22 protein-coding genes are annotated in these 26,726 nt (G+C 44.7%); 3 read left to right on the top strand and 19 right to left on the bottom strand.

Annotation, left to right across the window (positions count from 1 at the left end; genetic code table 11):
* Nucleotides 1–122: 122 nt before the first annotated feature.
* The 9 genes from perR to QNH36_RS05910 form a co-directional block, all read right to left on the bottom strand.
* Nucleotides 123–566, bottom strand: coding sequence for a peroxide-responsive transcriptional repressor PerR (perR, locus tag QNH36_RS05950; RefSeq protein ID WP_144475017.1), 444 nt, complete (start codon nucleotides 564–566; stop codon nucleotides 123–125).
* A 108-nt stretch (nucleotides 567–674) separates the two neighbouring features.
* Nucleotides 675–1,226, bottom strand: a complete 552-nt coding sequence (locus QNH36_RS05945; protein ID WP_144475018.1) for a cob(I)yrinic acid a,c-diamide adenosyltransferase — start codon at nucleotides 1,224–1,226, stop codon at nucleotides 675–677.
* A 3-nt stretch (nucleotides 1,227–1,229) separates the two neighbouring features.
* A complete protein-coding gene (locus QNH36_RS05940) occupies nucleotides 1,230–2,174 on the bottom strand; it encodes a D-2-hydroxyacid dehydrogenase (protein WP_144475019.1) in 945 nt (314 codons plus the stop codon).
* Between the two features lie 258 nt (nucleotides 2,175–2,432).
* Complete coding sequence (locus tag QNH36_RS05935) at nucleotides 2,433–3,299, bottom strand: TetR/AcrR family transcriptional regulator (protein ID WP_186326648.1); 867 nt, start codon at nucleotides 3,297–3,299, stop codon at nucleotides 2,433–2,435.
* A gap of 127 nt (nucleotides 3,300–3,426) precedes the next feature.
* Complete coding sequence (gene bcp / locus QNH36_RS05930; RefSeq protein ID WP_144475021.1) at nucleotides 3,427–3,894, bottom strand: thioredoxin-dependent thiol peroxidase; 468 nt, start codon at nucleotides 3,892–3,894, stop codon at nucleotides 3,427–3,429.
* Nucleotides 3,895–3,971: 77 nt separating this feature from the next.
* The gene (locus QNH36_RS05925; RefSeq protein WP_144475022.1) at nucleotides 3,972–4,379 is read right to left on the bottom strand and encodes a potassium channel family protein; all 408 of its coding nucleotides are present in this window, start codon (nucleotides 4,377–4,379) and stop codon (nucleotides 3,972–3,974) included.
* Between the two features lie 1,325 nt (nucleotides 4,380–5,704).
* Nucleotides 5,705–6,490, bottom strand: coding sequence for an ABC transporter permease (locus tag QNH36_RS05920; RefSeq protein WP_144475023.1), 786 nt, complete (start codon nucleotides 6,488–6,490; stop codon nucleotides 5,705–5,707).
* 3 nt (nucleotides 6,491–6,493) lie between these two features.
* A complete protein-coding gene (locus QNH36_RS05915; RefSeq protein WP_144475024.1) occupies nucleotides 6,494–7,285 on the bottom strand; it encodes an ABC transporter permease in 792 nt (263 codons plus the stop codon).
* Nucleotides 7,278–8,291 (bottom strand): ABC transporter ATP-binding protein, encoded by a 1,014-nt coding sequence (locus tag QNH36_RS05910; protein WP_144475025.1) that lies wholly within the window; start codon nucleotides 8,289–8,291, stop codon nucleotides 7,278–7,280. The genes QNH36_RS05915 and QNH36_RS05910 overlap by 8 nt, the downstream gene beginning before the upstream one ends.
* Before the next feature lie 244 nt (nucleotides 8,292–8,535).
* On the opposite strand from QNH36_RS05910, the gene QNH36_RS05905 reads away from it, so the two are divergent.
* The 3 genes from QNH36_RS05905 (at nucleotide 8,536) to QNH36_RS05895 (ending at nucleotide 16,137) form a co-directional block, all read left to right on the top strand.
* Nucleotides 8,536–9,831 (top strand): glutamate-1-semialdehyde 2,1-aminomutase, encoded by a 1,296-nt coding sequence (locus QNH36_RS05905; protein ID WP_144475522.1) that lies wholly within the window; start codon nucleotides 8,536–8,538, stop codon nucleotides 9,829–9,831.
* Nucleotides 9,832–10,175: 344 nt separating this feature from the next.
* The gene (locus QNH36_RS05900; protein WP_283904925.1) at nucleotides 10,176–14,645 is read left to right on the top strand and encodes a glutamate synthase-related protein; all 4,470 of its coding nucleotides are present in this window, start codon (nucleotides 10,176–10,178) and stop codon (nucleotides 14,643–14,645) included.
* Nucleotides 14,646–15,054: 409 nt separating this feature from the next.
* The gene (locus QNH36_RS05895; RefSeq protein WP_144475027.1) at nucleotides 15,055–16,137 is read left to right on the top strand and encodes an FUSC family protein; all 1,083 of its coding nucleotides are present in this window, start codon (nucleotides 15,055–15,057) and stop codon (nucleotides 16,135–16,137) included.
* A gap of 42 nt (nucleotides 16,138–16,179) precedes the next feature.
* Here the strand turns inward: QNH36_RS05895 and QNH36_RS05890 are convergent, their stop codons facing one another.
* The 10 genes from QNH36_RS05890 to fabL form a co-directional block, all read right to left on the bottom strand.
* The gene (locus QNH36_RS05890) at nucleotides 16,180–17,079 is read right to left on the bottom strand and encodes an ABC transporter permease (RefSeq protein ID WP_283904924.1); all 900 of its coding nucleotides are present in this window, start codon (nucleotides 17,077–17,079) and stop codon (nucleotides 16,180–16,182) included.
* A 17-nt stretch (nucleotides 17,080–17,096) separates the two neighbouring features.
* Nucleotides 17,097–18,101 (bottom strand): ABC transporter permease, encoded by a 1,005-nt coding sequence (locus QNH36_RS05885; RefSeq protein WP_144475029.1) that lies wholly within the window; start codon nucleotides 18,099–18,101, stop codon nucleotides 17,097–17,099.
* A gap of 272 nt (nucleotides 18,102–18,373) precedes the next feature.
* Nucleotides 18,374–19,975: an ABC transporter substrate-binding protein gene (locus tag QNH36_RS05880; protein ID WP_283904923.1), complete on the bottom strand. Its 1,602-nt coding sequence runs from the start codon at nucleotides 19,973–19,975 to the stop codon at nucleotides 18,374–18,376.
* A gap of 93 nt (nucleotides 19,976–20,068) precedes the next feature.
* On the bottom strand, nucleotides 20,069–21,037 hold the full coding sequence (locus QNH36_RS05875) for an ABC transporter ATP-binding protein (protein ID WP_144475031.1): 969 nt from the start codon (nucleotides 21,035–21,037) through the stop codon (nucleotides 20,069–20,071).
* A complete protein-coding gene (locus QNH36_RS05870) occupies nucleotides 21,012–22,025 on the bottom strand; it encodes an ABC transporter ATP-binding protein (protein WP_144475032.1) in 1,014 nt (337 codons plus the stop codon). Before QNH36_RS05870 ends, QNH36_RS05875 begins: the two co-directional genes overlap by 26 nt.
* A 371-nt stretch (nucleotides 22,026–22,396) precedes the next feature.
* Nucleotides 22,397–24,145: an ABC transporter ATP-binding protein gene (locus tag QNH36_RS05865; protein WP_251543776.1), complete on the bottom strand. Its 1,749-nt coding sequence runs from the start codon at nucleotides 24,143–24,145 to the stop codon at nucleotides 22,397–22,399.
* A 93-nt stretch (nucleotides 24,146–24,238) separates the two neighbouring features.
* Nucleotides 24,239–24,769: a nucleoside tri-diphosphate phosphatase gene (gene ntdP / locus QNH36_RS05860; RefSeq protein WP_041967592.1), complete on the bottom strand. Its 531-nt coding sequence runs from the start codon at nucleotides 24,767–24,769 to the stop codon at nucleotides 24,239–24,241.
* Between the two features lie 375 nt (nucleotides 24,770–25,144).
* Nucleotides 25,145–25,399, bottom strand: a complete 255-nt coding sequence (locus QNH36_RS05855; protein WP_144475034.1) for a YgaB family protein — start codon at nucleotides 25,397–25,399, stop codon at nucleotides 25,145–25,147.
* Nucleotides 25,400–25,568: 169 nt separating this feature from the next.
* Nucleotides 25,569–25,763: a gamma-type small acid-soluble spore protein gene (locus QNH36_RS05850; protein WP_144475035.1), complete on the bottom strand. Its 195-nt coding sequence runs from the start codon at nucleotides 25,761–25,763 to the stop codon at nucleotides 25,569–25,571.
* A gap of 78 nt (nucleotides 25,764–25,841) precedes the next feature.
* Nucleotides 25,842–26,591, bottom strand: coding sequence for an enoyl-[acyl-carrier-protein] reductase FabL (gene fabL, locus QNH36_RS05845; RefSeq protein ID WP_144475036.1), 750 nt, complete (start codon nucleotides 26,589–26,591; stop codon nucleotides 25,842–25,844).
* Nucleotides 26,592–26,726: the final 135 nt, after the last annotated feature.

The raw sequence follows: 26,726 nt of genomic DNA, 5'->3' as shown, positions 1-26,726 counted from the left end.
AAAGAGAACTTCGTTTTTTGCCGAGTTCTTTTTTTATCCCACAATGCTTACATATGAAGCAGCAGAATCATGTACGCAGACAAAAAAAGAAAACTGATAGCTTATGCCATCAGCCGTAAGTATTAATGGACTTCCTTTGCGGAACATTCCGGACAAGTTCCGTATATTTCCATTCTATGGTGCCCAACATTAAAACCTGTTACATGGGAAGCTAAATGCTCTACTTCGTCAAGGCCAGGGTAATGGAAGTCAACGATTTTCCCGCATTGATCACAGATGACGTGATAATGATGGGAAGTAACAAAGTCAAAACGACTGGAGGCATCCCCATATGTCAGTTCTTTGACCAATCCAACTTCACGGAATACTCTCAAATTGTTATAAACCGTCGCTACACTCATATTTGGAAATTTACCTTCAAGCGCTTTATAAATCTCGTCTGCTGTAGGGTGCGACATTGAGTTTATTAAATATTCGAGTATCGCATGACGTTGCGGAGTAATACGGACTCCTGTATCCTTCAAGGTATCCAGGGCTTCTTTTAAATGACTCTGTACCACCGCCATGCACCTCACTTTTTCAGATTATAATTCTTATTTTATAATGTTTATAATTAGTGTACTAATTTTATTCCTCTTTTGTCAATATTGCTACACCACAAACATTTACAACTCTCAACCTTGATGCAAGGTTTGTTCTTTTGCTCCCAGGTGCATATTCACATATCTTGCGGCGACAAACAGGAAGTCGGATAGTCGGTTTAAATAGGACAGGACAAGCGGGTTAACCTCATCTCCCAGCTCAACAGCCTGGCGTTCCGCTCTTCTGGCAACCGTCCTTGCTACATGAAGCGCGGCACCTGCCTGGTGTCCCCCAGGAAGAATGAAGTTCGTCAACTGCGGAAGCGCTGCATCCCAATCATCGATTTTCTTCTCTAGTTCTTCTATATCCTTTGCTTCAAGTACCCATTTTACTTCTTTGCCAGGAGGAGTGGCCAGTTCAGCACCGACATGGAACAAAACTGTCTGGATCTTATGGAAGATTGCCTGCATTTCTTCTTTATCGTTAAAAAACTCTCCATTCAGGTAACTGAGTGCCAGGCCTATCATTGAATTTGTCTCATCACATGTCCCGTAAGCTTCAACACGCATATCATTTTTTGCTACCCTTGTTCCATAAATAAGAGAGGTTGTTCCTTTGTCCCCTGTCTTAGTATAGATTTTCATTAATCAGTACCCCCTGTCCATGTCGATTACATTGATAAACTCTGTGGCTTTATTAAGATATGTATGAAGATTTTGTTTGAAAATTTCAAAGGACCTTGGCAAATAATTTTTGGTCAAGCTTGAAATATGAGGAGTTACGGTTACATTGTCCATTGTCCAGAATGGATGACTTTCCTTCAAAGGTTCTTCATAGAAAACATCCAGATAAGCATGCGCGATCTTATTTTCCTGAAGTGCGGCCAATAACACCTCATCTTGGACCAAGTCACCACGGCCAATATTGATAAACACAGCTGTGTCTTTCATTAAGACAAAATCGTTCAAGTCGAGGAAATGCTTCGTTTCTTGCGTACTTGGCAATACCGAAACAATGAAATCCGCTTTAGGCAAAGCTTCCCTGAAGTTTTCCATCGTATAGTTTTCGTCTGTCCAGTCGGCTTGGCGGCCGCTCCGATTCACACCAATCGTTTGCATATTAAAAGCTTTTGCCAAACGGGCCACTTCTCCCCCAATCGCCCCTATACCTAGAATGAGCAATGTCTTGCCGTACAATTCTCCCATTGGCAATTTACGTTCCCAAGTTTTGCTTTGTTCATTTGACCATAACGACTTCATTTGTTTAACATGCTGCAGCATCATGCCGACGGTAAACTCAGCCATCGGAATTTTATGGATCCCCCGCACATTTGTAACAAGGATTCCGCGTTTTTTACACGCTTCAAATGGCATTTTATCCAGACCGGCAGACATGACCATAATCCATTTGAGCTTGTCTGCTTTGCCAATCAGCTCTTCCGTCAAATCTTCACCATAGGTAAGGAATATCTCTGCATCCAAAAATAAATCTTCCTTGATTCCTTTATGGAATTCGAAGCTCACCTGAGGGAATTCCTTTTTCACCTCTTCCTGCAATCGTTCAGCCGGAAGAATCGAGGAGTAAATATTCATTTTCACCCAACCCTTCGTTCTAGTTTCGTACTATTAATTGTATTAATTTTCACTTAATTAAACAACTTCCAAGCCTGAAAAATGAAAAGCCGGCGCTACATTTCGAAGAATGGGAATTCGAACCTGTTTTCCCCATAAAAAAGGCGGGCTATTTAAGCCCGCTAAAGTGTTTGAGGAGGTATGCCCTAATACAATGATATTCAGTTACAGCTGAAATGAATGGACAGTAGCCTGTATTGATAAAAATAGGCGGAAAAATTATCCCTTTAGATGATATTTTTTTGCGATAGCTTCACGATAGAAATCAAGCGATGGCTCGTCATTGAGGTTTGACAGCATTCCCTGGATTACCGGGATTCGGGGTGCATCTCTTTCGATCTCACTCTCGAGGACATCCAGTGTGATTAGCAAGTCATCTCTATTTTGAAGATCAGCAACTGCTTCTTTCATTTTAGTGATGACCTTTTTAATGTCCTTGCTATCTGTCAGGAAGTATGCCTTGGTCTTTGTTATCAACTCATCGATTTTTTCTTTTGTTGCCAGTGGCTCCTCTCCCTGCAGTCCATCAACCAATGAATCCACTCTTCTTAGAATGTATCCCACTAATTCATCAATCTTGAATCCTTCAGGATTGAATAGAAGCAACTTTATATAAGAATTAAAAAATCCCTCGAGCATTAGCGCCATATCCCATAAATGCGCTTCAGCACTTTTACCGTAGATTGCCCGCAGGCTGCCTTGATAAAACATTTGTGCTTCGTAATACTTGCGGATCATCAATTCCTTTACCTCTTCATTCAAGGGAATTGCCTGTTCTCTGGATTGCATGATGATGAATTCCTTATGCTCGAGCATGGTATTGAATAATGCTGTCAACTGCAAAGCAAACTTTTCCCTGGGCGGCAGATTATCATTTTCAAACCCTTCAAGTTTCTTCTGGATATAATCAAAATAATATTCAAGAATTGCGATCAATAAAGCTTCTTTGGATTTGAAATAAAGATAAAAAGCGCCCTTGGAAATTCCGCTTTCCGTGACGATCTCCTGGATTGAGGTAGAAGCGAACCCTTTCGTCGCATAAAGCTTAATCGCTGCTTCGATGATTGCTTTTTCTTTTTCCTTCATCTTTATTGCCTCCCCAATATAAACATCGATTGACTGACTGGTCATGGTAATAATTATACACCCTATTATAACTTATAACCGGCATCAAAACAGCAATAAAGACAGCCGTTTCTGGCTGTCTCCATGTTTACAGGTTTTCTTTAATGAATTCAAGCGCCTCTTCCACATGGCCCTTTACTTTAACTTTTCTCCACTCTTTGGCAAGATTGCCGTCCTTATCAATGATGAATGTAGACCTTTCGATGCCCATGTATTCTTTGCCAAAGTTTTTCTTCAGCTGCCAGACGCCATAATCCTCAGCTGCTTTATGGTCTTCATCCGCAAGAAGAAGGAAAGGCAATCCATGCTTTTCAATGAATTTTTCATGCCGGTTAATCGGATCTGGGCTCACCCCAAGAATGACAGCATTTAACCCCTCGAAGCTTTCATGATGATCCCGGAAATCACATGCTTCTGTTGTGCAGCCGGGTGTCATATCTTTCGGGTAAAAATAAAGCACCACATTCTTCCCTTCAAAATCGGAAAGTTTTACAGTTTCTCCATTGCTTGCCGGCAGCTCAAACGCCGGTGCTTTTTCACCTATAGCCAGTGCCATTATGTATCCCTCCAAAATTTGATCTATTAACATTAGCCTATCTAATTTCGGGTTGGAATACAAATCAAAGGAACACTTCAGGACCGTTTTTGATCAAACATGGCCCTTGTTACAAACGCTGCAGGAATCGTATAACCAATCAGCGCCTCCAAAACAGCGATCGCCCTCCCGACCCCGACTGGAGCAATATCCCCATATCCTACAGAAAACAGAGTAATGGCACTGAAGTACATACTCGTTGACATCCTCTCATACGACGAAGTGCTTGGCCGCATGCTCTCATCGGATAGTACCCAGATTCCTTTCAAATCAAGCAAATAATACAATAATCCAAAGCCAGCCATCACCGTCCCATAAATCAGCGCAAGTGTGACAAAGTTTTCGAACGAGACCTGCTTGCCTTTAATTTTATGAGGAATGAATAATGTCCGCAAACTCAAAAATATAGCTAAAACAATCAAAAAAATTGAAATGTAAAATTGCATTTTCAAGCCTCATTTCATGCCTCTCTCCCTTCACTATACGCTGGCGAAAATAGGAGTATGACAGCAAGTACACTCTGATGAGATCCATGCTTCTGACTATTTTCGGCATTTCAAGTCAGGACCTGTCTGAAATAATAAAAAAGACCGCAGCAAGGTTAATGCTGCAGTACTGTCTTTAAGGAATGAGACCCTTATGGAGCTGCTTTGGACTTTATAAGGGTATCTTTCTCCTGGAATGGTACCCTTATGGAGCTGTTTTGGGCTTCATAAGGGTATCTTTCTTCTGTAATAGTACCCTTATGGAGCTGTTTTGGGATTCATAAGGGTATCTTTCTCCTATAATAGTACCCTTATGGAGCTGGTTTGGACTTTATAAGGGTATCTTTCTCCTGGAATGGTACCCTTATGGAGCTGGTTTGGACTTTATAAGGGTATCTTTCTCCTGGAATGGTACCCTTATGGAGCTGTTTTGGGCTTCATAAGGGTATCTTTCTTCTGTAATAGTACCCTTATGGAGCTGGTTTGGGATTCATAAGGGTATCTTTCTCCTATAATAGTACCCTTATGGAGCTGGTTTGGACTTTATAAGGGTATCTTTCTCCTGGAATAGTACCCTTATGGAGCTGTTTTGGGATTCATAAGGGTATCTTTCTTCTGTAATAGTACCCTTATGGAGCTGTTTTGGGATTCATAAGGGTATCTTTCTCCTGGAATGGTACCCTTATGGAGCTGATTTGTGCCTCATAAGGGGATCTTTCTCCCGTAATAGTACCCTTATGGAGCTGATTTGGACTTCATAAGGGCACCTTTCTCCTGGAATGGTACCCTTATGGAGCTGCTTCGGACTTCATAAGGGTATCTTTCTCCTGGAATGGTACCCTTATAGAGCTGATTTTCACTGCATAAGGGTATCTTTCTTCAGTAATAGTGCCCTTATGGAGCTGATTTGGCCTTATAAGGGTATCTTTCTTCAGTAATAGTGCCCTTATGGAGCTGCTTTGGCCTTATAAGGGTATCTTTCTCCCGTAATGATACCCTTATAGAGCTGCTTTGGACTTCATAAGAGCACCTTTCTCCTATAATTGTACCCTTATGGAGCTGTTTAGGGCCTCATAAGGGTATCTTTATCCTGTAATAGTACCCTTATAGAGCTGCTTTGTGCCCCATAAGGGTATCTTTTTCCAGTAATAGTACCCTTATGGAGCTGCTTTGTGCCTCATAAGGGCACCTTCCTCAATCAGCAGTACCCATATCAAGCTGTTTTGGACTCTAAAAGGGCATCTTTCCCCAGCAACGATTCCCTCATGGTGCTGAAATAATTAAAGTCAGTTCCCAGCACCACGGTATCTTTTAACGCCTTCATTCCAAATGAACACTGACAGGCTGAAAAAGGCAAGCCCGATTACTGGTGTCAAAAATGAATAACCATACCACTCATCTCGTCCTAGGAAATAGGCAGCGGGATAGACTCCGACGAAGGCGAATGGCAAAATCCATGTCAGGACAAACCGGATTGCCTTGTTATAGATATCAACAGGATAGCGGCCGTAGTTCCCGATATTGTACATCATCGGCATGATGGATGTGCGGGCATCTGCCCAGAAGCTTATGCAGGCGATCATCACGAAAATGCCGGCATAAACAAGAACACCGCCCAAGACAAATAAAACAAATAAGAAGGGATCAGACCAGCTTACCTCAAGGCCAAGCCGGCTTCCGGCATAAAACATGACAGCTAGGCCAGTGATGGCTCCGAACAATGATTCCAGTTCCATCCGTTCAAGGATGATTTGGAACAGGCTGTGGATCGGCCTTGTCAGGATCCGGTCAAGTTCCCCTTTTACTATATAACGTTCATTGAAATCCCAAATATTGAAGAAGGAAGAAAAAAGTGCGTAAGGCACAAGGAAAAACCCGTATATAAAGATGATTTCATCCCGGCTCCAGCCGTTCAGGAATTCGGTATGATCGAATACCACGAGGATAAATATCAGATTGACCGCCTGGAACAATAAATCCGAAAATATTTCAACGACCAGATCTGCCCGGTATTCGAGCCTTGTTTTCATATACTGGGCGACATACTGAAAAAACATGCTAACGTAAAACACTTGTCACCCTCCCTGTATAATCAATTGTTTTTTTGCTATGACCCAAAGAATCTGGGTTGGGATCACCAATATCAACACCCATGCAGCCTGAAGCATAAGACCTTCGACTGCCTCGCTCCCTGTTAAGCCATTCGTGAATATCATGCTAGGAATATAGCTGATTCCCTGAAAGGGAAGAAACCTCATAATTTCCTGGGCCCAGCCAGGAAAGAAGCTGATTGGCAGCAGCAATCCTGAAAACAGGTCGATGAGGACACGCTTGGCCCTAATCAGGCCAGTATTATTATATAAGAAGAAAGTAGTGATTCCCGTCAGCAGGTTCAATTGTGTGTTGATGAAAAAGCTTAGCACAATCGAAATTGCGAACAATCCCCAGGTCGCGGCGTCCGCTGAAAATTCCAATGGGAAAATCAACGCGACAATTACCATCCCAGGAACGGAAAAGAAGAACAATCTAAATATCCCTTCTCCCAGTCCCTGCATCGTTTTCATGCCGAGATAGCTGTATGGCCTGATCAATTCAACGGCTACCTTGCCTTCCTTGATTTCCGTCGCCATTTCCCGATCGATATTATTGAAATAAAACGCCCTTGCCATCCAGGCAACCGCCACATAAGTCGTCATTTGCACAGCACTCAAGCCTTCTATTTCACTCTTTCCTCCATAAATCGCATTCCAAAGAAAGTAGTAAGCTCCGATATTGATACTGTAAATCAAGATTCCCGTATAATAATTCGTCCTGTACGCCAGCATCATCAAAAAACGGATGCGGATCATTTCAAGATATTTATCCATTGATCGCCATCCCTTTATCATAGATATTGCGGATGATCTCTTCAGTGGATGGCTCATTGATTTTTACATCCCTGACCTTATAGGCAGCGACCGTCAGTGCAATCACCTGGGACACAGTTTCCTCATCATCCCCAGTCATCGCGGTAAAGACCTGACTCTTCTCATCCAGTTCCCACTTTATACCCAGATTGGCTGTCAACGACTCGAGATGGTTAATGTCAGCAGGTTCAAGGAACTCAAAACTGATTTCCTTTCCTTCTCCCCATTTCTCCTTCAGACTTTTCAGGGCGCCATCATAGATAATATTCCCTTCATCAAGCATGATGACCCGCTCGCACAGTGCCTCGATATCAGTCAAATCGTGCGTTGTCAACAGAATCGTCGTATTGTACTTCTCATTTATTTCTTTTAAAAACTCTCTTATTTTCAGCTTAACGAGCACATCCAAACCAATAGTCGGCTCATCAAGGAAAAGCAGCGGCGGGTTATGGATCAGCGCGGCGGCAAGTTCACAGCGCATCCTCTGCCCAAGCGAAAGCTTCCTTACTGGCTTATCGAGCAACGGTTCCAGATCAAGCGTTTTAATCACATGGTCCATATGCTCGTTATACTGAGCATCCGAAACTTTATATACTTTTTTCAACAGACGGAACGATTCCTGGACAGCGATATCCCACCAGAGCTGGGAACGCTGGCCAAACACAACACCAATCGTCTGGACGAACCTTTCCCTTTCTTTATGAGGATTCATGCCATTTACAATGACACTTCCTGAAGTCGGAGTCAGGATTCCGGTCAGCATTTTAATTGTCGTCGATTTCCCGGCGCCATTTTCACCGATGTAACCGACCATCTCTCCCTGTTTGACGGTAAAGTTGATATCGTTCACTGCAGGAACGATTTTATAATTACGTGTAAAAAGATCACGGAAGGCTCCCGATAATCCGGAACGGCTCGAATATGCCTTGAATTCCTTCCGCAGTCCATTCACTTCAATTGCGTTCATGTTGATTTCCTCCTTTGGTCACTCAAACAGTTTAGCCAATCCTCCTGGCTAAAACAAATGCTATGCCTGATTACCCTTTTCGTGGTCTCGGATAGTTCAATCAGAAAACATGTTGAATAACGAAGGAATTGCGAGTCTAAAACAAAGCTTCTTTTTCGTTGGAAATGAACGAAAAGTGAAACAATCGGTAAAAAATAAAATTAATGATAAAATAGTTAGGCAGTCATATTTAGGAGGTTTAATGATGCAAAGAACGAATTCTGAGCGAATACATAATGAAGCACTTGAACATATCGTCGGAGGCGTAAATAGCCCGTCCCGTTCCTACAAGGCAGTCGGCGGCGGTGCCCCTGTTGTGATGGAACGGGCCCAGGGGGCATACTTCTGGGATGTGGACGGCAATCAATACATCGATTATCTGGCGGCATATGGCCCGATTATCACGGGGCATGCCCACCCGCATATTACCGAGGCAATCAAAAGAGCTGCCGAAACAGGGGTATTATATGGCACGCCAACTCCTCATGAGGTTAAATTCGCAAAAATGCTGAAGGAAGCAATGCCCGGGATGGATAAAGTGCGTTTTGTGAATTCAGGTACCGAAGCAGTCATGACGACAATCCGAGTAGCACGGGCATATACCGGGCGCGATAAAATCATCAAGTTTGCCGGCTGCTATCACGGCCACTCAGACCTGGTATTAGTTGCTGCAGGTTCTGGTCCATCCACTCTTGGGACGCCTGATTCAGCTGGTGTGCCTAAAAGCATTGCACAGGAAGTCATTACAGTGCCATTCAATGATATTGAACCTTTCAAGGAGGCACTTGAAAAATGGGGCGACCAAATCGCGGCAGTTTTAGTGGAGCCGATTGTCGGCAATTTTGGAATTGTCGAACCTAAACCTGGTTTCCTAGAGGAAGTGAAGGAGCTTACCCATCAGGCTGGATCGCTGATCATTTTTGATGAAGTCATCACCGCCTTCCGCTTTATGTACGGCGGAGCTCAGGACTTGCTGGGAATCACACCTGACCTTACAGCAATGGGCAAGATCATCGGCGGAGGCCTGCCAATCGGCGCTTACGGCGGCCGTGCTGAAATTATGGAAAAAGTCGCTCCACTTGGCCCTGCTTATCAAGCGGGCACGATGGCTGGCAACCCGGCTTCCATCCTTTCCGGCATTGCCTGCCTGGAAGTCCTGAAACAGGATGGTGTATATGATTACCTAGATCAGCTTGGCGCGATGCTCGAAGAAGGAATCACAGCTTCAGCAAGCAAGCACGGGATCCCGATTTCGACCAATCGTCTGAAAGGTGCGCTCACCATCTACTTTACAACTGAAAAGATCGAAAACTATGAGCAGGCAGAGAACACAGATGGCGAAATGTTTGCGCGTTTCTTCAACCTGATGCTTCAGCAGGGAATCAATCTAGCTCCTTCCAAATATGAAGCATGGTTCGTTACGATTGCTCATACACAGGAAGATATTGAAGCCACCCTGCATGCAGTTGACCAGGCATTTTATTCAATGGCGAATGAATAAATATACAACTTTCTATACATAACAGGCATTGATTGGATGCCTGTTATTTTTCATCCTATAAATGAAAACGTTTACATTGCTAGCTATTTTCCATTTACGATAATCCTTCTCCAAATTCTTTTCATCCAAAAATATGTATAAATAATTGATTTCTGAAAATTCTTATGATATAGTTGCTATTAATATTCTTAAAATTAGCCATTCAAGTGGCCGCTTTTAATCCCTTGCTTTAAATTCCCGTCAAAATGTTATACCCTCATGTACCAAGCTATCAAACGACAAATCATAGATTATTTTTTCAGGAGGTGAACCGGCTTAAAGGAACACTTTATAAGCCGAAATTTATGACAACACAATGGAGCCCTTCCAAATTCAAAGATTTCTCAAGATTCGAACACGATGCCTGCGGAATTGTAGCCAGCATTGAAAAAAAGAAGATCCCGACGCGCGAAAATATTTTTCACTGTATTGATGGCCTCGTCACCATGAACCACCGAGCAGGCTTTATCAATGGCGAAGGTGATGGAGTGGGTGTGCACATCGATATTCCACGGGCGCTCTGGAAGGAAAAACTTATTGAAGCTGGTGTGGAATCCAGCGCTGTCGACAACGAAAGCTTCGTCGTCGGACATGTTTTTATCACGAGGACCGATCAAGCTGAAGCAATCCAGGATGAACTTAAGGCAAAGCTTGAAGAGCAAAACATGATGCCGATCTTTTCATCTGTTGACGTAACAAATCCTGAAGCGCTTGGCCCGATTGCCATCCAGGAAAATCCTGTATTTTGGCAGTTCGCATGCCTTGCAGACGAAGTCGGACAGGAACTTTCAGGCAAATTGTTTAATATGATCATAGATTTCGAGAAAAACGATCAGGTTCATGTGGCTTCCCTAAGCCAATACCACGCTGTTTATAAGGTTATGGGCGCAGGCGACATACTGCCGAAATACTACCATGACCTGGCAAGCCCGCTTGTGGCATCCACTATGACTCTTGGGCACAACCGTTATTCTACTAATACTCTATCAAGCTTTTTCCGTGTTCAGCCCTTCAGCGTCCTTGGACATAACGGAGAAATCAATACAATTGCAAGACTCCGCGACGAAGCTCGAATGGTCAATGTCCCACTCGTCAAAGATGGCAGTGACTCACAGGATTTAAGCCGTACGCTGGAAACATTCATCTGCCGTGATGGCTACTCATTGTTCGAGGCAATGGACATGATGTTCCCGCCAATCATCAATGAAATCAAAGCTTATCCGGAGCATTTACAAGATTTATATACTTATATCCGCGAAGCATGGGGACACTTCGCACAGGGACCTGCCGGAATCATTTCGCGATTTGCCGACGAAGCAGTATTCAGTGTGGATGCTCTTGGCCTGCGCCCTCTCTGGATGGTTGAAACAGAAAGCTCATACCTGTTCTCATCAGAACCGGGAATCATTTCATCAACAGAGTACACAAATGACCCCAAGCCACTTGCACCGGGCGAGAAGGTCGGCCTGAAATGGAATGGTGACAAAATCGAAGTTTATGAAATGGAGCAGTTCCAGAGTGCGGTTTACCAGCGTTTTTCCGGGCGTATTTCTTTCCAGGAAGCCCGTCATCGCCTACAGGGTGCAAATCTTGCAAAAACGGTAACAATGACATACCCGGATAAAATCCATAACGGACAATATAAGGCATTCGGCTGGGAGCGTGACCACGTCCAGCTCGTCGAACAGATGGCTGAAAAAGGGGCAGAGCCAATCCGCTCCCTTGGACATGACGCTCCGCTTGCTGCGATGAATCCAGAACGCAAAAATATCGCTGATTTTATTAAAGAAAGTGTCGCTGTCGTAACAAATCCTGCAATAGACCGTGACCGCGAGGCGGAACATTTTTCAACAAGGACTGTTCTTGGCAAACGCCCTTCGCTTTTCGGAAAAACAGAAACAGGAAAAGTCATCGAACTGCTCACCCCTCTGCTTATCGAAGGCAAAGCAGGCTATGAGGCTTCGTTGAAAACTGGCCAGCCAAGCATGGACCAGGTCATCCAATGCTATCAGGATGACAAACTTGCTGCCTATCTGGAAACAGTTTTCCACAGTGACGAAACAGTCAAGGATGCGCTTGAGAAACTTGCTGCTGAGGCAATTGCTGCTGTGAAGGATGGCAAAACATTGCTTGTTCTTGACGATGCAATGGCCCACCAGGAAAATTCTCTGTGGCTCGATCCGCATCTGGTCGTCTCAGCGATCGACCAGGCTCTTGTAAAAGAAGGATTGCGCCGCGACTGCTCACTGCTGCTTCGTTCCGCTTCCTTAAGATCGCTGCATGATATCATTGTTGCACTCGGACTGGGCGCAGACGCAGTCAGCCCATATTATATGTTCATGACAGTACTCGATGAGTCCATCACACCGCTTGTGAATCTGTACAGCGCCCTTACGAAAGGCCTTGAAAAGGTTATTTCCACAATCGGTATCCATGAATTGCGCGGATACGGGCGTCTGTTCTCGGCAATCGGCCTGAATGATGAAGTTGCAGATTATTTAGTGATCGTGAACTTCTTTGGTTCTAATGAACTTGCATACAATTTCGAAGCAATGAAAGAAGACGCATTGAAAAGAGCTGAAGACTTCCAGAACGAAAAAGAACGGATCGGCAAGACGTTCCACCTCTTTCCTCGTATCTGGAAAGCGATTGGTGAGGTTGCTTCTACCGGGGACTATAGTGTCTACCGGGAGAAAATTTCCGAACAGGAAGACAGCAACCCGACTACGATCCGCCATTTGACTGGATTGAAAAAGACCGACTCAAAGGTTTCACCAGAAGAAGTTGAAATCGGCGTAGGTGAACACAGCCTGCCGTTTGTCATCGCTTCAATGTCATTTGGTTCGCAAAACGAAATCGCATTCCGTGCATATGCTGAAGGCGCAGACCGTTTGAACATGGTAAGCATGAACGGCGAGGGCGGCGAAATCAAGGATATGCTTGGCAAGTACCCGCGCACGCGAGGCCAGCAGGTTGCCTCAGGACGTTTCGGTGTGAATGCGGAGCTGCTGAACTCTTCCAATCTTCTTGAAATCAAGATTGGTCAGGGCGCAAAGCCTGGTGAAGGCGGACACCTTCCTGGTTCGAAGGTTACAGCTAAAATAGCGGAGGCAAGGAATGCCACCATTGGTTCTGATTTGATTTCACCATCAAACAACCATGATATTTATTCGATCGAAGACCTTGCGCAAATGATCCATGAGCTCAAGACAGCCAATGACCAGGCACGTGTAGCCGTTAAGGTTCCTGTCGTTCCGAATATCGGCACGATTGCAGTTGGTATCGCCAAGGCAGGGGCTGATATCATCACCTTGAGCGGTTTTGACGGCGGTACAGGTGCTGCCCGCATCCACGCACTCCAGTTTGTCGGCTTGCCTGCCGAAATTGGCATTAAGGCGGCACACAATGCCTTGCTTGAAGCAGGATTGCGCGACAATGTCGAGCTCTGGGCTGATGGCGGTGTGAAGAGTGCTCAGGATGTGATTAAATATATGCTCCTTGGTGCAAACCGCGTCGGCTTTGGTACGCTGTCAATGCTGGCCATCGGCTGTACAACTTGCCGAGGCTGCCATCTGGATACATGCCATGTCGGGATCGCAACCCAAATCGACTCAGAAGCACAGGCAAAGGAACACGGATTGCGCCGATTTGTACCTCGCCAGTTCGACCTTGCTGTCCAGGGTATCATGAATCTATTCACTGCATTCGGGAATGAACTGAAGGCTCTGGCTGCTTCTGCCGGAATCAAAAATCTGCAGGAAGCAGTCGGCCGCTCCGACTTGCTGGAACAGATTAAAGGAAATGACTTGCTTGATTTGACCTACCTGCTGAAGCCGCTTGAAATCGGCCAGATCATGCATCAAAAAGAAGCTGCTGCCGCGATGGCATCAGCACAGCTCCAGGTCGCTGCAGGCGCCGAGTATCTTGATGCAATCGACGAAGAGCTTCATCAGTCACGCGAATTCAGAGCTGTCACTGCCGAACAGCGTGTGCTGGCCAGCAGGGTTTCCTGCCACCGTGTCCGTGGACGTCTTGATGGATCCTATCGTAATCTGCAGCCAGTCTCACTTCGCTACAAAGGTTCCATTCTCGGAAACGGACTTGGCGCCTATAACACAGATGGCATCAACATCGAGATTGACGGCGGCGGCCAGGACGGAGTCGGTAAGACTTCATTCGGCGGTGCGATTTTAATCGCGAAATCCCCTGGCAAGGATGGCGGTTTCTACAATGGTTCAGTCGGCAAAGGCTTTGGCTACGGAGCGCAGAAAGGATTGCTCGTCGCACAGGGCAATGCCGACGCCCGTGCTGGAATCCGTTTATCAGGAGCTGATATGATCATCGGCGGACTTGTGAAAAAGCCTATCCCTGAAAAAGAATTCGGCAACATTGGAACAAACGCCAATATCAAAGGATTTGCGTTTGAATACATGACGAATGGCCGCGGACTTGTCCTCGGTGATCCGGGACCATGGATTTGTGCAGGCATGACAGGCGGTGTCGTCTATCTGAGACATCAGCCGGAGATGGGCTTGACAAGAGAAGCCCTCACCCGCCGTATTGCCAAAGGCGCGAAGGTTTCCATCGACACACTAACCGCAAAAGGCGTACAGGATGTAAAAGAAATGCTTTCATCCTATACCGAGATGCTGGCACGCCATGGCCAGGAAAATGAAGCCAAAGAACTTGCATTAATAATGGAGCATCCAGAAGATCACTTTGTTCAGGTCGTTCCTGTTAAAGAGCAGGCAGACCCGGCCGTATCAACTGAATGATTTAAGAAAATGATAGTGGCCCCGTTACTAAAACGGGGCCATTTATTTTGGACACAATCCAGATTAGCCTGATTCAGGAATAAAGGCTGGATTTTAAGGAATATATTTTGGTTCTAAGGAATATAATCCATTTTTAAGGAATATATCCGCTTTTTCAGGAATATCTCACAATAATTAAGGAATATCTCCAATAAGTTTGTTTTACCGATATCCTCTCCAATGAAATGTAACCACTTTCATAAAAAAAGGCTTGTTTTTTGGTAAATTGACGCTTGAACTTCTCCCATATCCATTGTATAGTACATAATTGTTTAGTTTTAAACAAAATGGTTTAAAGTATAAATAATTTCACGGTCTTTGCATTTAACGAATGAGATTTTTTGTCTCTAATGAAAGGAATTCACTCTAAATGAAACTTGGTGCCCGCATTTTAAAAACGGGAATTGCCATTACTCTTGCATTATTTTTATCGAATATTTTCAATCTGCCATCACCGGTATTTGCCGGGATTGCAGCGATTTTTGCCCTGCAGCCCACTGTATATCGCTCTTATCAATCAATCATTGAACATATCCAGGGCAATCTGATCGGTGCCGCGACCGCGGTCTTGTTCGTCATGGCGTTTGGCAACAGCATTTTCATCATCGGCCTTGCGGCGGTACTGGTTATTACGTTAAACCTTAAGCTGAATCTGGAAAAGACGATTTCACTTTCGATGGTAACTCTAATTGCAATCATGGAGACGCCTGGCGATAATTTCATCCAATTTGCTGTGATTCGTTTCTCGACCATCATGCTCGGGGTTGTTTCTGCATTCATTGTCAATCTAGTTTTCCTGCCTCCGAAGTATGAAAACAAACTTTATTACAAGAGTTCCATTCTATCAGAGGAAATTACGAAATGGATCAGGCTGAGCACACGCCACGCCTCCGAGCACCAGCTCCTTAAGGCAGACATCGAGAAGCTTCGCGAAGGCATTATCAAGCTCGATCAGCTATACATGATGTACAAAGAAGAACGTGATTATTTTAAGAAAAATACACTCGCTAAATCACGTAAACTCGTCATCTATAGACAGATGATCAACACGGTTAAAAAATCATTGGAAACACTGAGAAGGCTTCATCGATACGAGAATGAATTCAACCAGCTCCCGGTAGAATTCCAGGAAGTCATTCAGCAGCAGCTTGATTACCTGATCAATCATCATGAACAAGTAATGCTGAAGTATGTCGGAAAAGTCCGCCCTGAAACTTCCTATATCGCGGGTGAGGTCTGCCTGGACAAAAAACAGCTTTTTGAATTGTTTTTGGCGCAAAGAAATGAGCTGGATCAAACAAACAGCCAGATGCTGTACCACGTCATGCAATTAGTCTCGATCATCATGGAATACGGCGAGCAAGTTGAACACCTCGATAAACTCGTGACAAGCTTCCAGTCCTATCATAAAGATGACGGCAATATCACGATCGAACAAAATACTGAAATTTAAAAGCAGCTGGATTATCAGCTGCTTTTCGTTTTACATATAGGATTAGCTCTTCATTCTTGGATCCAGTGCATCCCTCAGGCCATCACCCATCAGGTTGAAACCAAGTACGGTCAGCATGATGGCAAGCCCAGGAAAAATCATTGTCCATGGTGCCTGGATCATATAATCTTTTGCATCTGCAAGCATCTTTCCCCATTCAGGATTTGGAGCGTCAGCACCAAGCCCAAGGAAGCCGAGTGCGGCCGCTTCAATAATCGCCGTCGCAATGGCCAATGTGCCCTGGACGATGATTGGCGCCATACTATTTGGCAGAATATGCTGGAACAGGATCCGGCTGTCCTTCATCCCGACCGCCTTCGCTGCCATGATATATTCCTCTTCCTTAACACTGAGTACCCTAGACCGAATCAACCTTCCAAAGTTTGGAATATTAATGATTGCTATCGCTATGAGCGCATTCCTAAGGGAAGGTCCGAGAACAGCAACAATGGCAATTGCCAATAGAATGCTTGGGAATGCCAGCATGATATCAAAAGCTCTTGATATAATGGTATCTACCCATCGGCCATAGTAACCGGCAAGGATACCGAGCAGGCAGCCTACGATGATTGAACCCATTACCGCAAAGGTTCCTACCCATAAAGAAATCCTTGCTCCAAAAACAACCCTGGAAAAGATATCACGGCCAAAGTCGTCTGTGCCGAACCAATGATCTGCTGAAGGAGCTTGGAGACGGACCTCCATTTTCTGGTCATTGATGCCCTCTGGCGTAATCAATGGAGCAAAGATTGCCAGCAAAATAAAGAACAAGACAATTACCGTTCCGACAACGGCCAGTTTATTCTTCTTGAAACTATACCATGCTTCTGCCCAGGGAGACGCCACTTTTTCCTCTGCCTGCACGGCCGGCGGCGGCATTTGTTTTTGAGTTGAAATCTCCATCTATTTCTCCCCTTCCATCAACGGTATTTGATCCGAGGATCAATTGCTGCATACAATAAGTCCACTACTAGATTGATCAGTACAAAGATGAGCGCAATGATCAGGATGCCGGATTGGATTACCGGATAATCGCGGTAATTGATTGCTTCGTAAATATATCGGCCAATCCCCGGCCAACTGAAGATCGTTTCGGTAAGGATCGCGCCGCCAAGCAGAAGGCCTGTCTGCAAACCGATAACCGTCAATACAGGGATGATTGCATTTTTCAGGGAGTGTTTGTAAACGACCCAGAACATGCTCAACCCTTTCGCTCTTGCAGTTCTGATAAAATCAGACCTCATGACCTCAAGCATTGTCGAGCGGGTGATCCTTGCGATGATGGCCATCGGAATCGTTGCCAGCGCCATGGCCGGCAGGACAAGATGCTTAAGTACCTCGACAAACTGGTCAGTTCTCCCCTGGATCAATGTATCAATAATATAAAAATTTGTGATGGCATCGACCGGGTTCCTTACTTCTTCTCGCCCGGAGGTCGGCAGGATATCGAGATTGATGGCGAACATCCATTGTTCCATCAAACCAAGCCAAAAAATCGGCATCGATACACCGACAAGCGCTAATACCATTGCACCGTAATCAAACCAGGAATTCTGGAACCACGCACTGATGATTCCCGCATTGACACCTATAAAAATCGCAATCATCATCGCGACAAATGAAAGTTCCATCGTTGCGGCTAGATATGGCCAGACTTCATTGCTTATTTCCGACTTCGTCCTTAGTGATTGTCCTAAGTCCCCTGTCAACAGCCCACCAAGATAATTAAAATATTGCATGTACCACGGCTGGTCGAGTCCAAGCTCTCTCGTTAAATCCGCAATGGCATCTTTAGTCGCCAACTGTCCGAGAATGACTTGGGCGGGATCGCCAGGGATTGCTCGGATCATGAAAAATACAATAAGTGATAGTCCCAACAGTACAGGAATTAGTGAAAAAATCCTTCTGACAGAATAGGCAAACACCTTCCCACCTCATTTCTTGATGAAAAGCGTAAGCGCCTTGGCCAGCCCCGACAAGCACTGGAGGGCCGACCGGTGAAGTCGTTCCTTGACTTCATTGGGCGGACCGAAGTGACTCGAGCTGCTCAAAGCTAACGCTTTTCGCAAGATACTCGAGGATGCTATATCAGGGATGAAAACTGGCTAGGCGCTGGAGCTAGACATTCCTTAATTTGAATAATTTCTATTACCAATAGAAAAGGGAGAATGCATATGTTCTCCCTTTCCCCGATGCATTATTTTTTGAATTCAACCGTTGAAAGAATATCAGATCCTGTCGGATGTGCCTTGAATCCAGTTACATCTGCTCTTCCCGCAAGTGCAGGCTCAGAGTGGACAAGCGGAATCCATGGAGCATCTTCTTTAATTAACAATTGAGCTTCCTTATACAGTTTTTCGCGTTCAGCCTGGTCATTTGTAGACTGAGCCTTGATGAACAGATCATGCACTTTCGGGTTTGCATAGCGAGCATAGTTATTGCTGTCGATATTATCCTGGTCTAATAGGACATACAGGAAGTTGTCAGCATCACCATTGTCACCAGTCCAGCCCAGAAGGAATGAATCTGCTTCACCAGTACGTGTTTTTTCTAGATATGTCGCCCACTCGTAAGAAACAATCTTCGCTTTTACGCCCACTTCAGCAAAATCTTTCTGAATCGCTTCAGCAACTTTCTTTCCATCTGGCATATATGGTCTTGGAACTGGCATTGCCCATAGTTCAATTTCAAAACCATCTTCAAAGCCTGCTTCCTTTAAAAGCGCCTTAGCCTTCTCTGGATCATATTCATATGCTTCTACAGCATCGTTATATCCTGCAACTGTCTTTGGCATTGGGTTCTTGGCAGGCTCTGCAGCACCGGCATAGAAAGCGTCGATGAGCGCTTGCTTATTAACCGCATGATTCAATGCCTGGCGTACTTTCTTATCCTTAAGAGGTCCGCGTTCGTTGTTCAGGCCAAGGTAGGCCACGTTCAAAGAAGGTCGGTAGAACGTCTGCAGATCCTTGTTGTTTTCGATGGATTCAACATCACTGAAGTTCACGCCATCAATGATGTCGACTTCTCCTGTGTTAAGAGCATTCAGACGAGCTGAGTTTTCTGGGATGACACGGAAGATGACTTCATCAAGCTTTGGAAGTCCCTTCTCCCAGTAATCTTCGTTTTTCACCAATGTTACTTTGTCATTGCGCTTCCATTCCTTGAACTTAAATGGACCAGTACCTACTGGATTTTCAATGAACTTATCACCATACTTCTCGATTGCAGCAGGGCTTGCAATCCCGAATGGTGACATCGCAAGGTTTTTGTAGAATGGAGCAAGGATACGGTTCAATGTGAATTCAACTGTATACTCATCCACTGCTTTTACTTCCTTGATTACATCGCCAAATTGCGAATTATAGTAATAGAATTGTTCTTTATTTCCGGCCTTCCAGCGCTCGAAGTTGAATACGACTGCTTCGGCGTTGAAATCGGTGCCGTCATGGAATTTAACACCTTTACGAAGTTTAAGTGTATGCTTCAAACCATCTTCGGACTCTGACCATTCTTCTGCAAGACCTGGGTGAATTTCTGTATCCTGCTCACCGAATTCGATAAGAGTTTCATAGATGTTTTTTGTTACTTTAAATGCTTCACCTTCTGTAGTTACAGCTGGGTCAAGCGAAGTTGAATCGCCGCCACGGCCAAATACTAGAGTTCCGCCAGACGATGATCCGCCTTCAGAACCAGATTCCCCGCCTGTTTTCTTGCCGCCGGAATCATTATTACAGCCGGCAAGCCCCATGCTAAGGATGAGGATAAAAGCAAAAAACATTAATCCAAAACGCCTTTTCATATTCTTCCCCCTTGTTTTTTCGGACCGGTTTTATTTATCGGGTCCATGTTATATATCATCTATGCTGTTTTTCCTGCCAGCATTCCCTTTTAATCAGGAATACAGATGGCAGGCAGCAAAATGACCTGGTTCAATCTCCCGCAGTGCGGGCCTGTCTGTCTTGCAGATTTCCATACACTCCTTGCACCTTGTATGGAAGGCGCACCCCTGGGGTGGATTCGACGGACTTGGAAGGTCGCCAGTCAGCAGTACCCCATCCCTTTTGATATCTGGATCTGGAATCGGCACCGCCGAAAGTAATGCCCTGGTGTAAGGATGCAGCGGTTTTTCGTACAGCTTATCCGCATCCGTGATTTCTACTAGTCTGCCTAAATACATGACTCCCACTCTATCGCTGATATGTTTGACCACACCAAGATCGTGGGCGATAAAAATATAGGTCAGCTGGAATTCCTTTTGCAGGTCCTCCAGCAAATTCAATACTTGCGATTGGATGGATACGTCCAGTGCTGAAACTGGTTCATCAGCGATGATCAGCTTTGGCCTTGTCATCAGCGCCCGGGCGATCCCGATCCTCTGACGCTGGCCGCCGCTGAACTGGTGGGGATACCGTTTGGCATGGTAACTGCTGAGGCCGACTACCTCCAGCATTTCCCTGACCATTTGCTTTCGTTCCTTTTTCGTTCCGATTCCATGGACGATGAGAGGTTCCTCGAGGATCTTTTCAACAGTATGCCGTGGGTTCAAAGACGCAAAGGGGTCCTGGAACACCATCTGCATATCCTTTCTGGCCTTGCGCATATCGCTATCAGAAAGGGTCACCAAATCCTTCCCTTCAAACACGACCTGCCCTTCTGTCGGATCAATCAGGCGCATCAGCATCCTGCCTGTTGTCGATTTCCCGCAGCCAGACTCTCCTACCAGACCGAGGGTTTCCCCTTTGTTCACCCAGAAGCTGATATCATCAACTGCTTTGACTGCCCCGGTCTGTTTTCCCAGGATCCCGCCTGTAATAGGAAAGTATTTTTTAAGACCATCAACTTTTAACAGTACTTCTGCCATCGGCTACTCCCTCCTTCTCATGCAACAGGCAGCGAACAGTATGACCTGGCCTGTCAGTTTCATAGAGTTCCGGGTCCACGCTCAGGCATCTGTCCATGACGAATTCGCATCTGGCCGCAAATCGGCAGCCGGTCTTGATTGAACCGGGCTTCGGCACATTGCCAGGTATCGAATATAAGCGTTCCTTTTTATCCCGGATATCAGGAATCGATTTAAGCAGGCCAAGAGTATAAGGGTGCTTAGGGTTTTTGAAGATATCCCCGACAAGCCCTTCCTCAACAATCTTTCCGGCATACATGACAGCGACACGCTGGCATACTTCTGCTACGACACCAAGGTCATGAGTGATCATGATAATCGCCGTATCGAGCTTTTCATTCAAATCCTTCATCAATGCCAGGATCTGCGCCTGGATGGTTACATCAAGTGCAGTTGTCGGCTCATCTGCAATCAGCACCCGAGGGTGGCAGCTGAGTGCCATCGCAATCATGACCCTTTGTCTCATCCCGCCTGAAAGCTGGTGGGGGTACTCCTTGACAATTTGCTCTGCCCTGGGAAGGCCGACAAGCTTCAACATCTCCACTGCCTGCTGATATGCCGCCTTTTTGCCGAGCTTCTTATGTATTTTCAACGCTTCCACCAGCTGTTCACCAATTGTGAATAATGGATTCAACGAAGTCATCGGCTCCTGGAAAATCATCGCCACTTCATTTCCGCGGATTTCCCTCATCCTGGACTCTGAAGCGTGCACCAGGTCTTCGCCATTGAGAAGGATTTCGCCTCCAGCAATTTTTCCCGGCGGCTGCGGAATCAGCTTCATGACGGACAAGGATGTCACGCTCTTTCCACTGCCCGATTCTCCGACTATTCCAAGGATTTCACCTTTATTGACCGAAAAGCTGACATCATCTACCGCTGGAACCTCACCATCTTTGGTGATAAATGATGTTCTTAAATTTTTCACTTCTAAAACCGGAGCATGTACCACTTGCCTACTCCTTTCTATTACCGAAATATTATTGCTGAATAAAAATAATTCTCTCTGTGTAAAACATTTTATATTAAATGCCCACAAATAGTCCACTGATTTTTCTTAATTATTTAAATATAGTAATAATTTTGAATAGTATTAGGGAATTGGTACTATTTGTATGTCAAAAGCTGATGAAATATGACACGAACGGTATGCTAAGAATTATGGGTAAAATGCTGAAAAACCGATTCTTTCTGAAAAGCTATTTTCGCCTTGATTGTTGATTTTCTTTAATAAACTTGAAATCAATAGAATTACAAAGCCTTAAGAAATTCTTCAAATAAAAAAACCGAAGCCAAATTGGCTCCGGTTCTCCTTCTTTTCATTTAATTTTCCAGCTGCTGTACCTGGAACAACCTATGATAGCCGCCCTGTTTTGCCATCAATTCTTCATGGCTTCCAACTTCGACGATTTCACCATGCTCAATCAGGACGATCCTGTCTGCATGGGTGATCGTGGATAAGCGGTGGGCTACTACGAAGGTTGTCCTGTCCTTCGCCAGCTTTTCAATCGCTTCCTGGATAAGATGTTCACTCTCAAGATCAAGTGCTGAAGTGGCTTCGTCAAGAATTAAAATAGGCGGATTCTTAAGGAAGACTCGCGCTATGGCGACACGTTGTTTTTGGCCGCCGGAAAGCTTGACTCCTCTTTCCCCTACTTTGGTATCATAGCCTTCGGGAAGATTCATAATAAATTCATGGGCATTCGCGGCTTTTGCAGCCTGGATTACTTCTTCATCGCTTGCACCTGGCTTGCCCAAAAGTATATTGGATTTCACCGATTCACTGAATAAAATATTATCCTGTGCAACCATCCCGATTTTATCGCGCAATGAACGGACTTTGAATGAGCGGATGTCCTTGCCGTCAAGAAGGATTTCTCCATCTGTGACATCGAAGAATCTCGGAATCAGGCTGACAAACGATGACTTCCCGCCGCCGCTCATTCCAACAAGCGCGATCGTTTCACCCTTTTCAACCTCTATATTCAAACACTTCAGTACCGTCTCCCCGTCTTCTTCATACGAGAAGCTAACATTTTTAAAAGAAATGTCACCATGTACTTTTTTCAATTCCACTGCATCAGGAGAATCCTTAATATCATATTTCTCATCCATGAACTCGAATACCCGGTCCATTGAAGCAATCGACTGTGTCAGCGTCGTCGATGAATTCACCAGTCGGCGCAACGGATTGTACAATCTGTCAATATAGGCGATGAACGCTGCCATTTCCCCGATCGTGAGACTTCCGTGGAGTACCTGATAACCAGAAAAGCCGATGACAAGGAGCGGGGCTATATCAGTAATCGTATTGACCACAGCAAATGCTTTTGCGTTCCAGCTTGTATGTTCAAGCGCTTTTGTTAAAAAGTTTTTATTCTGCCGGTCAAACTGTGTCTGTTCATAATCCTCAATCGCAAAGCTTTTGATGACCGAAATCCCGGCCACTCTTTCATGCAGATAGCTTTGTACTCCTGCAAGTGCCTGTGACCGTTCCCTCGTAAGCTTTCGAAGATTCCCAAAGAAGTATCTTACCGAAAAAGCGTAAAATGGAAACAGGATCAGGGAAACGAATGTTAACTTCACGTCCATCGTAAACATGATAGCAGCCGCTATCAAAATCGTAGCAACATCCAGCCACAGATTCATCAGTCCCGTAACAACGAAAGTCTTTGTCTGCTCGACATCATTGATCATTCTCGAGATGACCTCTCCGGCTCTCGTATTTGAATAATATTTATAACTGAGCCTCTGCATATGGGAAAACAATCTATCCCTTATATCATAGAGGATTTTGCTCGCTGTCCATTGCGCGAAATATTGACGATAGTATTCAATCGGCGGCCTGAGAACGACAAAAACAACGATCATGATGCCCATGACCCAGAATAATTTGTCCGTTTTTTCACTCTTGGTCAAGGTATCGTTACCGATGACATCATCGAGCACGAATTTGATCAAAAGCGGAATCAATAATGGAATCGCAAATTTCAGGATTCCGATGATGATGGTGCCAATGATTTGCAGCCTGTATGGTTTGACGAATTTTAAGTATCTGCGGATGCTGCCCAATTTTTTAGTTCCCCCTTATGGAGCCTTGCTCGTGCACGAAACAAAAACCTGTTGAATCGAATCAACAGGCTGAAGCTTGTCTTCCCTGTATGGTTAGCGGCGATAGGTTAAATACCGCTCATAATAAATGTCGATGAAATCTGGTGCAAAAGGTCCCTTCCTTTGCCTGATCCAGCGTTTGAGCTTTTCAACATTGTATTTCAGGATTTTGTCAATCACATCAGGGTACTGCATTTCCTTGCGGTGGCGCTCATATTCATCTTCATCGAGTAGATTAAACGTCATATCTGGAAAAACTTTAATATCGAGATCATAGTCAATATATTTCAGCGCTTCTCCGTCAAAAATAAATGGAGAACTAATATTGCAATAATAATATACGCCATCTTCCCGGATCATGCCAATAACGTTGAACCACAGCTGAGAGTGGAAGTAACAGATTGCAGGCTCTCTCGTAATCCAGGTCCTGCCGTCTGACTCCGTGACGACAGTCCGGTCATTTCCGCCGATTACAAGGTTTTGTGTGCCCTTTAAAACGGTAGTTTCTTCCCAGACTCGATGGATGTGCCCATTATGCTTATAACTATGGATTTGAATTGGTTCACCTTCTGTGGGTACGCCCATGTTCTTCTCCCCTACTTTCCTTTCCCGGAAACTTTGCAACCTATCAATGTATATTTATCTCGGTTTCTTTAAAACGACAAAAGGCAACAAAGAACGATTCCTATTTTTTATTATTATAACGGTTAACGAGAGAATTTAAAACAAAAGAGCCATCGATTTCCATCGATGACCCTTTAAAATTGCTTAAATTTTTATAAAAATTCATTTTTTTCGGATGGATTGCTCTTTTCCTGAACTTTTACCGCTTTCTCTTTCAAATGTAAATTCCCGCTTCACGGGTTCTTCAAATTGCTTCACATGGCCGTTACGGAGTAAACATTTTCAACAAGAGGTCTGATGATAAGCAACAATACTAAAAGTGCCTTTATAAAAAATTTAACGTAATGTAACAGCCAACTGCTGATAGGTATGAATGACATCCTCCGTCTGCTTTTCGAACATCCGGTGGATTTCCTTCAGATCCTGCTTTTTACGGTCAATTTCCAAGCGAAGCTCCTCTAACTCTGCATTTTGCTTCAGGGCATCCAGCTGCTTTTCAATCTCCTGGCACCTTTCCAGTTCAGACTGCAAATACAGAAGCTTTTCCATTGTTTGCATTTGAGTAGATACCAATTCGTTAAATTTATCCATGCTTATCCACCCCCTGTAAAATTTATCTCCTAATTGTATTCTTTGGCAGCCGTTGAATTCCTTTGACTAGTTATGTAGAGGATTTGGAACCTTTGTCGAATTGTGGACTCCCGTTTTCAGGCATGGAAAAGGCACTCTGCGAGTGAGAGTGCCTTTCATTTAGGTGATATTAACCCTGTTGGCCAGAGTTTTGACCTTTGCGTGCTTCAGCCTGCTGGTTTTGCTGGCGTACTTCTTGAGCGTTTGTTTCGCTCGCGAATTCTGTGCCATATTGACCTTGTGCACCTTGAGCAGATTGAGCATTTTGTTGTCTCACCTGCTGAATGTTAGTTCCAGCTTGAGATTGGTTAGGTTGTTTTGCCATCGTTTATCACCTCCACGAAATATAGATTAACCATCTGTGGGGGTTACTATCCGACTAAATTTTACCAAAATGCTCTCCTTAAACTAAAAGCGAAATTCCTCCGTCAACGATGATTGTCTGGCCGCGAATCATGCTCGATTCATCCTTTAAAAGGAACATGACGGCATTGATCATGTCATCGATTTCGACCATTCTTCCGGCAGGAGTTTTTTCTCTCGCCTCAGCAAGGAGTTCTTCCCTGTTTGGAAAATGGGTCAAAGCTTCCGTATCGACTGCTCCCCCTGAGACCGCATTGACGACGATGTTTTTGCGCGCTAATTCAACAGCCAGGTAGCGTGTCAGGGCTTCAAGCGCTGCCTTTGAGACTCCGACCGTCGTGTAGTTTTCCAAATAACGGATTGAACCAAGTGAGCTGATGCTGACGATCTTTCCGCCTCCATTTCTCTCCATCAGCTTCGCAGCTTCCTGGGCACAGAATAACAATGCCTTGCTATTGATGTTCATTGTCCAGTCCCAATGAGATTCTTCCAGTTCCATTGCTGGCCGCAGCACACCTGATGCTGCATTGTTCACGAACACATCCAGCCTTCCAAACTCTGCATCGATTTGTTCAAACATCGCCTTTATCTTACTGACGTCACCGACATTCGCTTTTACGACGAGAGCCTTCCTTCCAAGTGATTCGATTTGCTCGGCTGTTTCTAATGCTGCCGATTTGCTGCGGGCATAATTGATGACAATGTCATATCCTTCTTTAGCAAGCCTGATGGCCGCTGCTTTGCCGATTCCACGGCTGCTTCCTGTAATGAGTGCTACTTTTTGTGTCATGTGCAATTTCCTTTCCTATCCTCTTTCTGTTAAAAGCGGAATCATGATTTTGTTTCATTTTAGCTTTTTCAGGTATATATGACAATAAGTCTCCCAAAAGAGCCCTGATAAAAAACAGTACCTCAGAAAAGACTA

Source organism: Mesobacillus sp. AQ2 (assembly GCF_030122805.1).
Lineage (GTDB): Bacteria > Bacillota > Bacilli > Bacillales > Cytobacillaceae > Mesobacillus > Mesobacillus oceanisediminis_A.
This window is presented reverse-complemented; position numbering and strand designations above follow the sequence as displayed.

What these genes read in the sequence shown, in the direction of transcription:
- perR (WP_144475017.1), bottom strand. Translation starts at nt 566, where the DNA reads ATGGCGGTGGTACAGAGTCATTTAAAAGAAGCCCTGGATACCTTGAAG.
- QNH36_RS05945 (WP_144475018.1), bottom strand. Translation starts at nt 1,226, where the DNA reads ATGAAAATCTATACTAAGACAGGGGACAAAGGAACAACCTCTCTTATT.
- QNH36_RS05940 (WP_144475019.1), bottom strand. Translation starts at nt 2,174, where the DNA reads ATGAATATTTACTCCTCGATTCTTCCGGCTGAACGATTGCAGGAAGAG.
- QNH36_RS05935 (WP_186326648.1), bottom strand. Translation starts at nt 3,299, where the DNA reads ATGAAGGAAAAAGAAAAAGCAATCATCGAAGCAGCGATTAAGCTTTAT.
- bcp (WP_144475021.1), bottom strand. Translation starts at nt 3,894, where the DNA reads ATGGCACTGGCTATAGGTGAAAAAGCACCGGCGTTTGAGCTGCCGGCA.
- QNH36_RS05925 (WP_144475022.1), bottom strand. Translation starts at nt 4,379, where the DNA reads ATGCAATTTTACATTTCAATTTTTTTGATTGTTTTAGCTATATTTTTG.
- QNH36_RS05915 (WP_144475024.1), bottom strand. Translation starts at nt 7,285, where the DNA reads ATGGATAAATATCTTGAAATGATCCGCATCCGTTTTTTGATGATGCTG.
- QNH36_RS05910 (WP_144475025.1), bottom strand. Translation starts at nt 8,291, where the DNA reads ATGAACGCAATTGAAGTGAATGGACTGCGGAAGGAATTCAAGGCATAT.
- QNH36_RS05905 (WP_144475522.1), top strand. Translation starts at nt 8,536, where the DNA reads ATGCAAAGAACGAATTCTGAGCGAATACATAATGAAGCACTTGAACAT.
- QNH36_RS05900 (WP_283904925.1), top strand. Translation starts at nt 10,176, where the DNA reads ATGACAACACAATGGAGCCCTTCCAAATTCAAAGATTTCTCAAGATTC.
- QNH36_RS05895 (WP_144475027.1), top strand. Translation starts at nt 15,055, where the DNA reads ATGAAACTTGGTGCCCGCATTTTAAAAACGGGAATTGCCATTACTCTT.
- QNH36_RS05890 (WP_283904924.1), bottom strand. Translation starts at nt 17,079, where the DNA reads ATGGAGATTTCAACTCAAAAACAAATGCCGCCGCCGGCCGTGCAGGCA.
- QNH36_RS05880 (WP_283904923.1), bottom strand. Translation starts at nt 19,975, where the DNA reads ATGAAAAGGCGTTTTGGATTAATGTTTTTTGCTTTTATCCTCATCCTT.
- QNH36_RS05875 (WP_144475031.1), bottom strand. Translation starts at nt 21,037, where the DNA reads ATGGCAGAAGTACTGTTAAAAGTTGATGGTCTTAAAAAATACTTTCCT.
- ntdP (WP_041967592.1), bottom strand. Translation starts at nt 24,769, where the DNA reads ATGGGCGTACCCACAGAAGGTGAACCAATTCAAATCCATAGTTATAAG.
- QNH36_RS05855 (WP_144475034.1), bottom strand. Translation starts at nt 25,399, where the DNA reads ATGGATAAATTTAACGAATTGGTATCTACTCAAATGCAAACAATGGAA.
- QNH36_RS05850 (WP_144475035.1), bottom strand. Translation starts at nt 25,763, where the DNA reads ATGGCAAAACAACCTAACCAATCTCAAGCTGGAACTAACATTCAGCAG.
- fabL (WP_144475036.1), bottom strand. Translation starts at nt 26,591, where the DNA reads ATGACACAAAAAGTAGCACTCATTACAGGAAGCAGCCGTGGAATCGGC.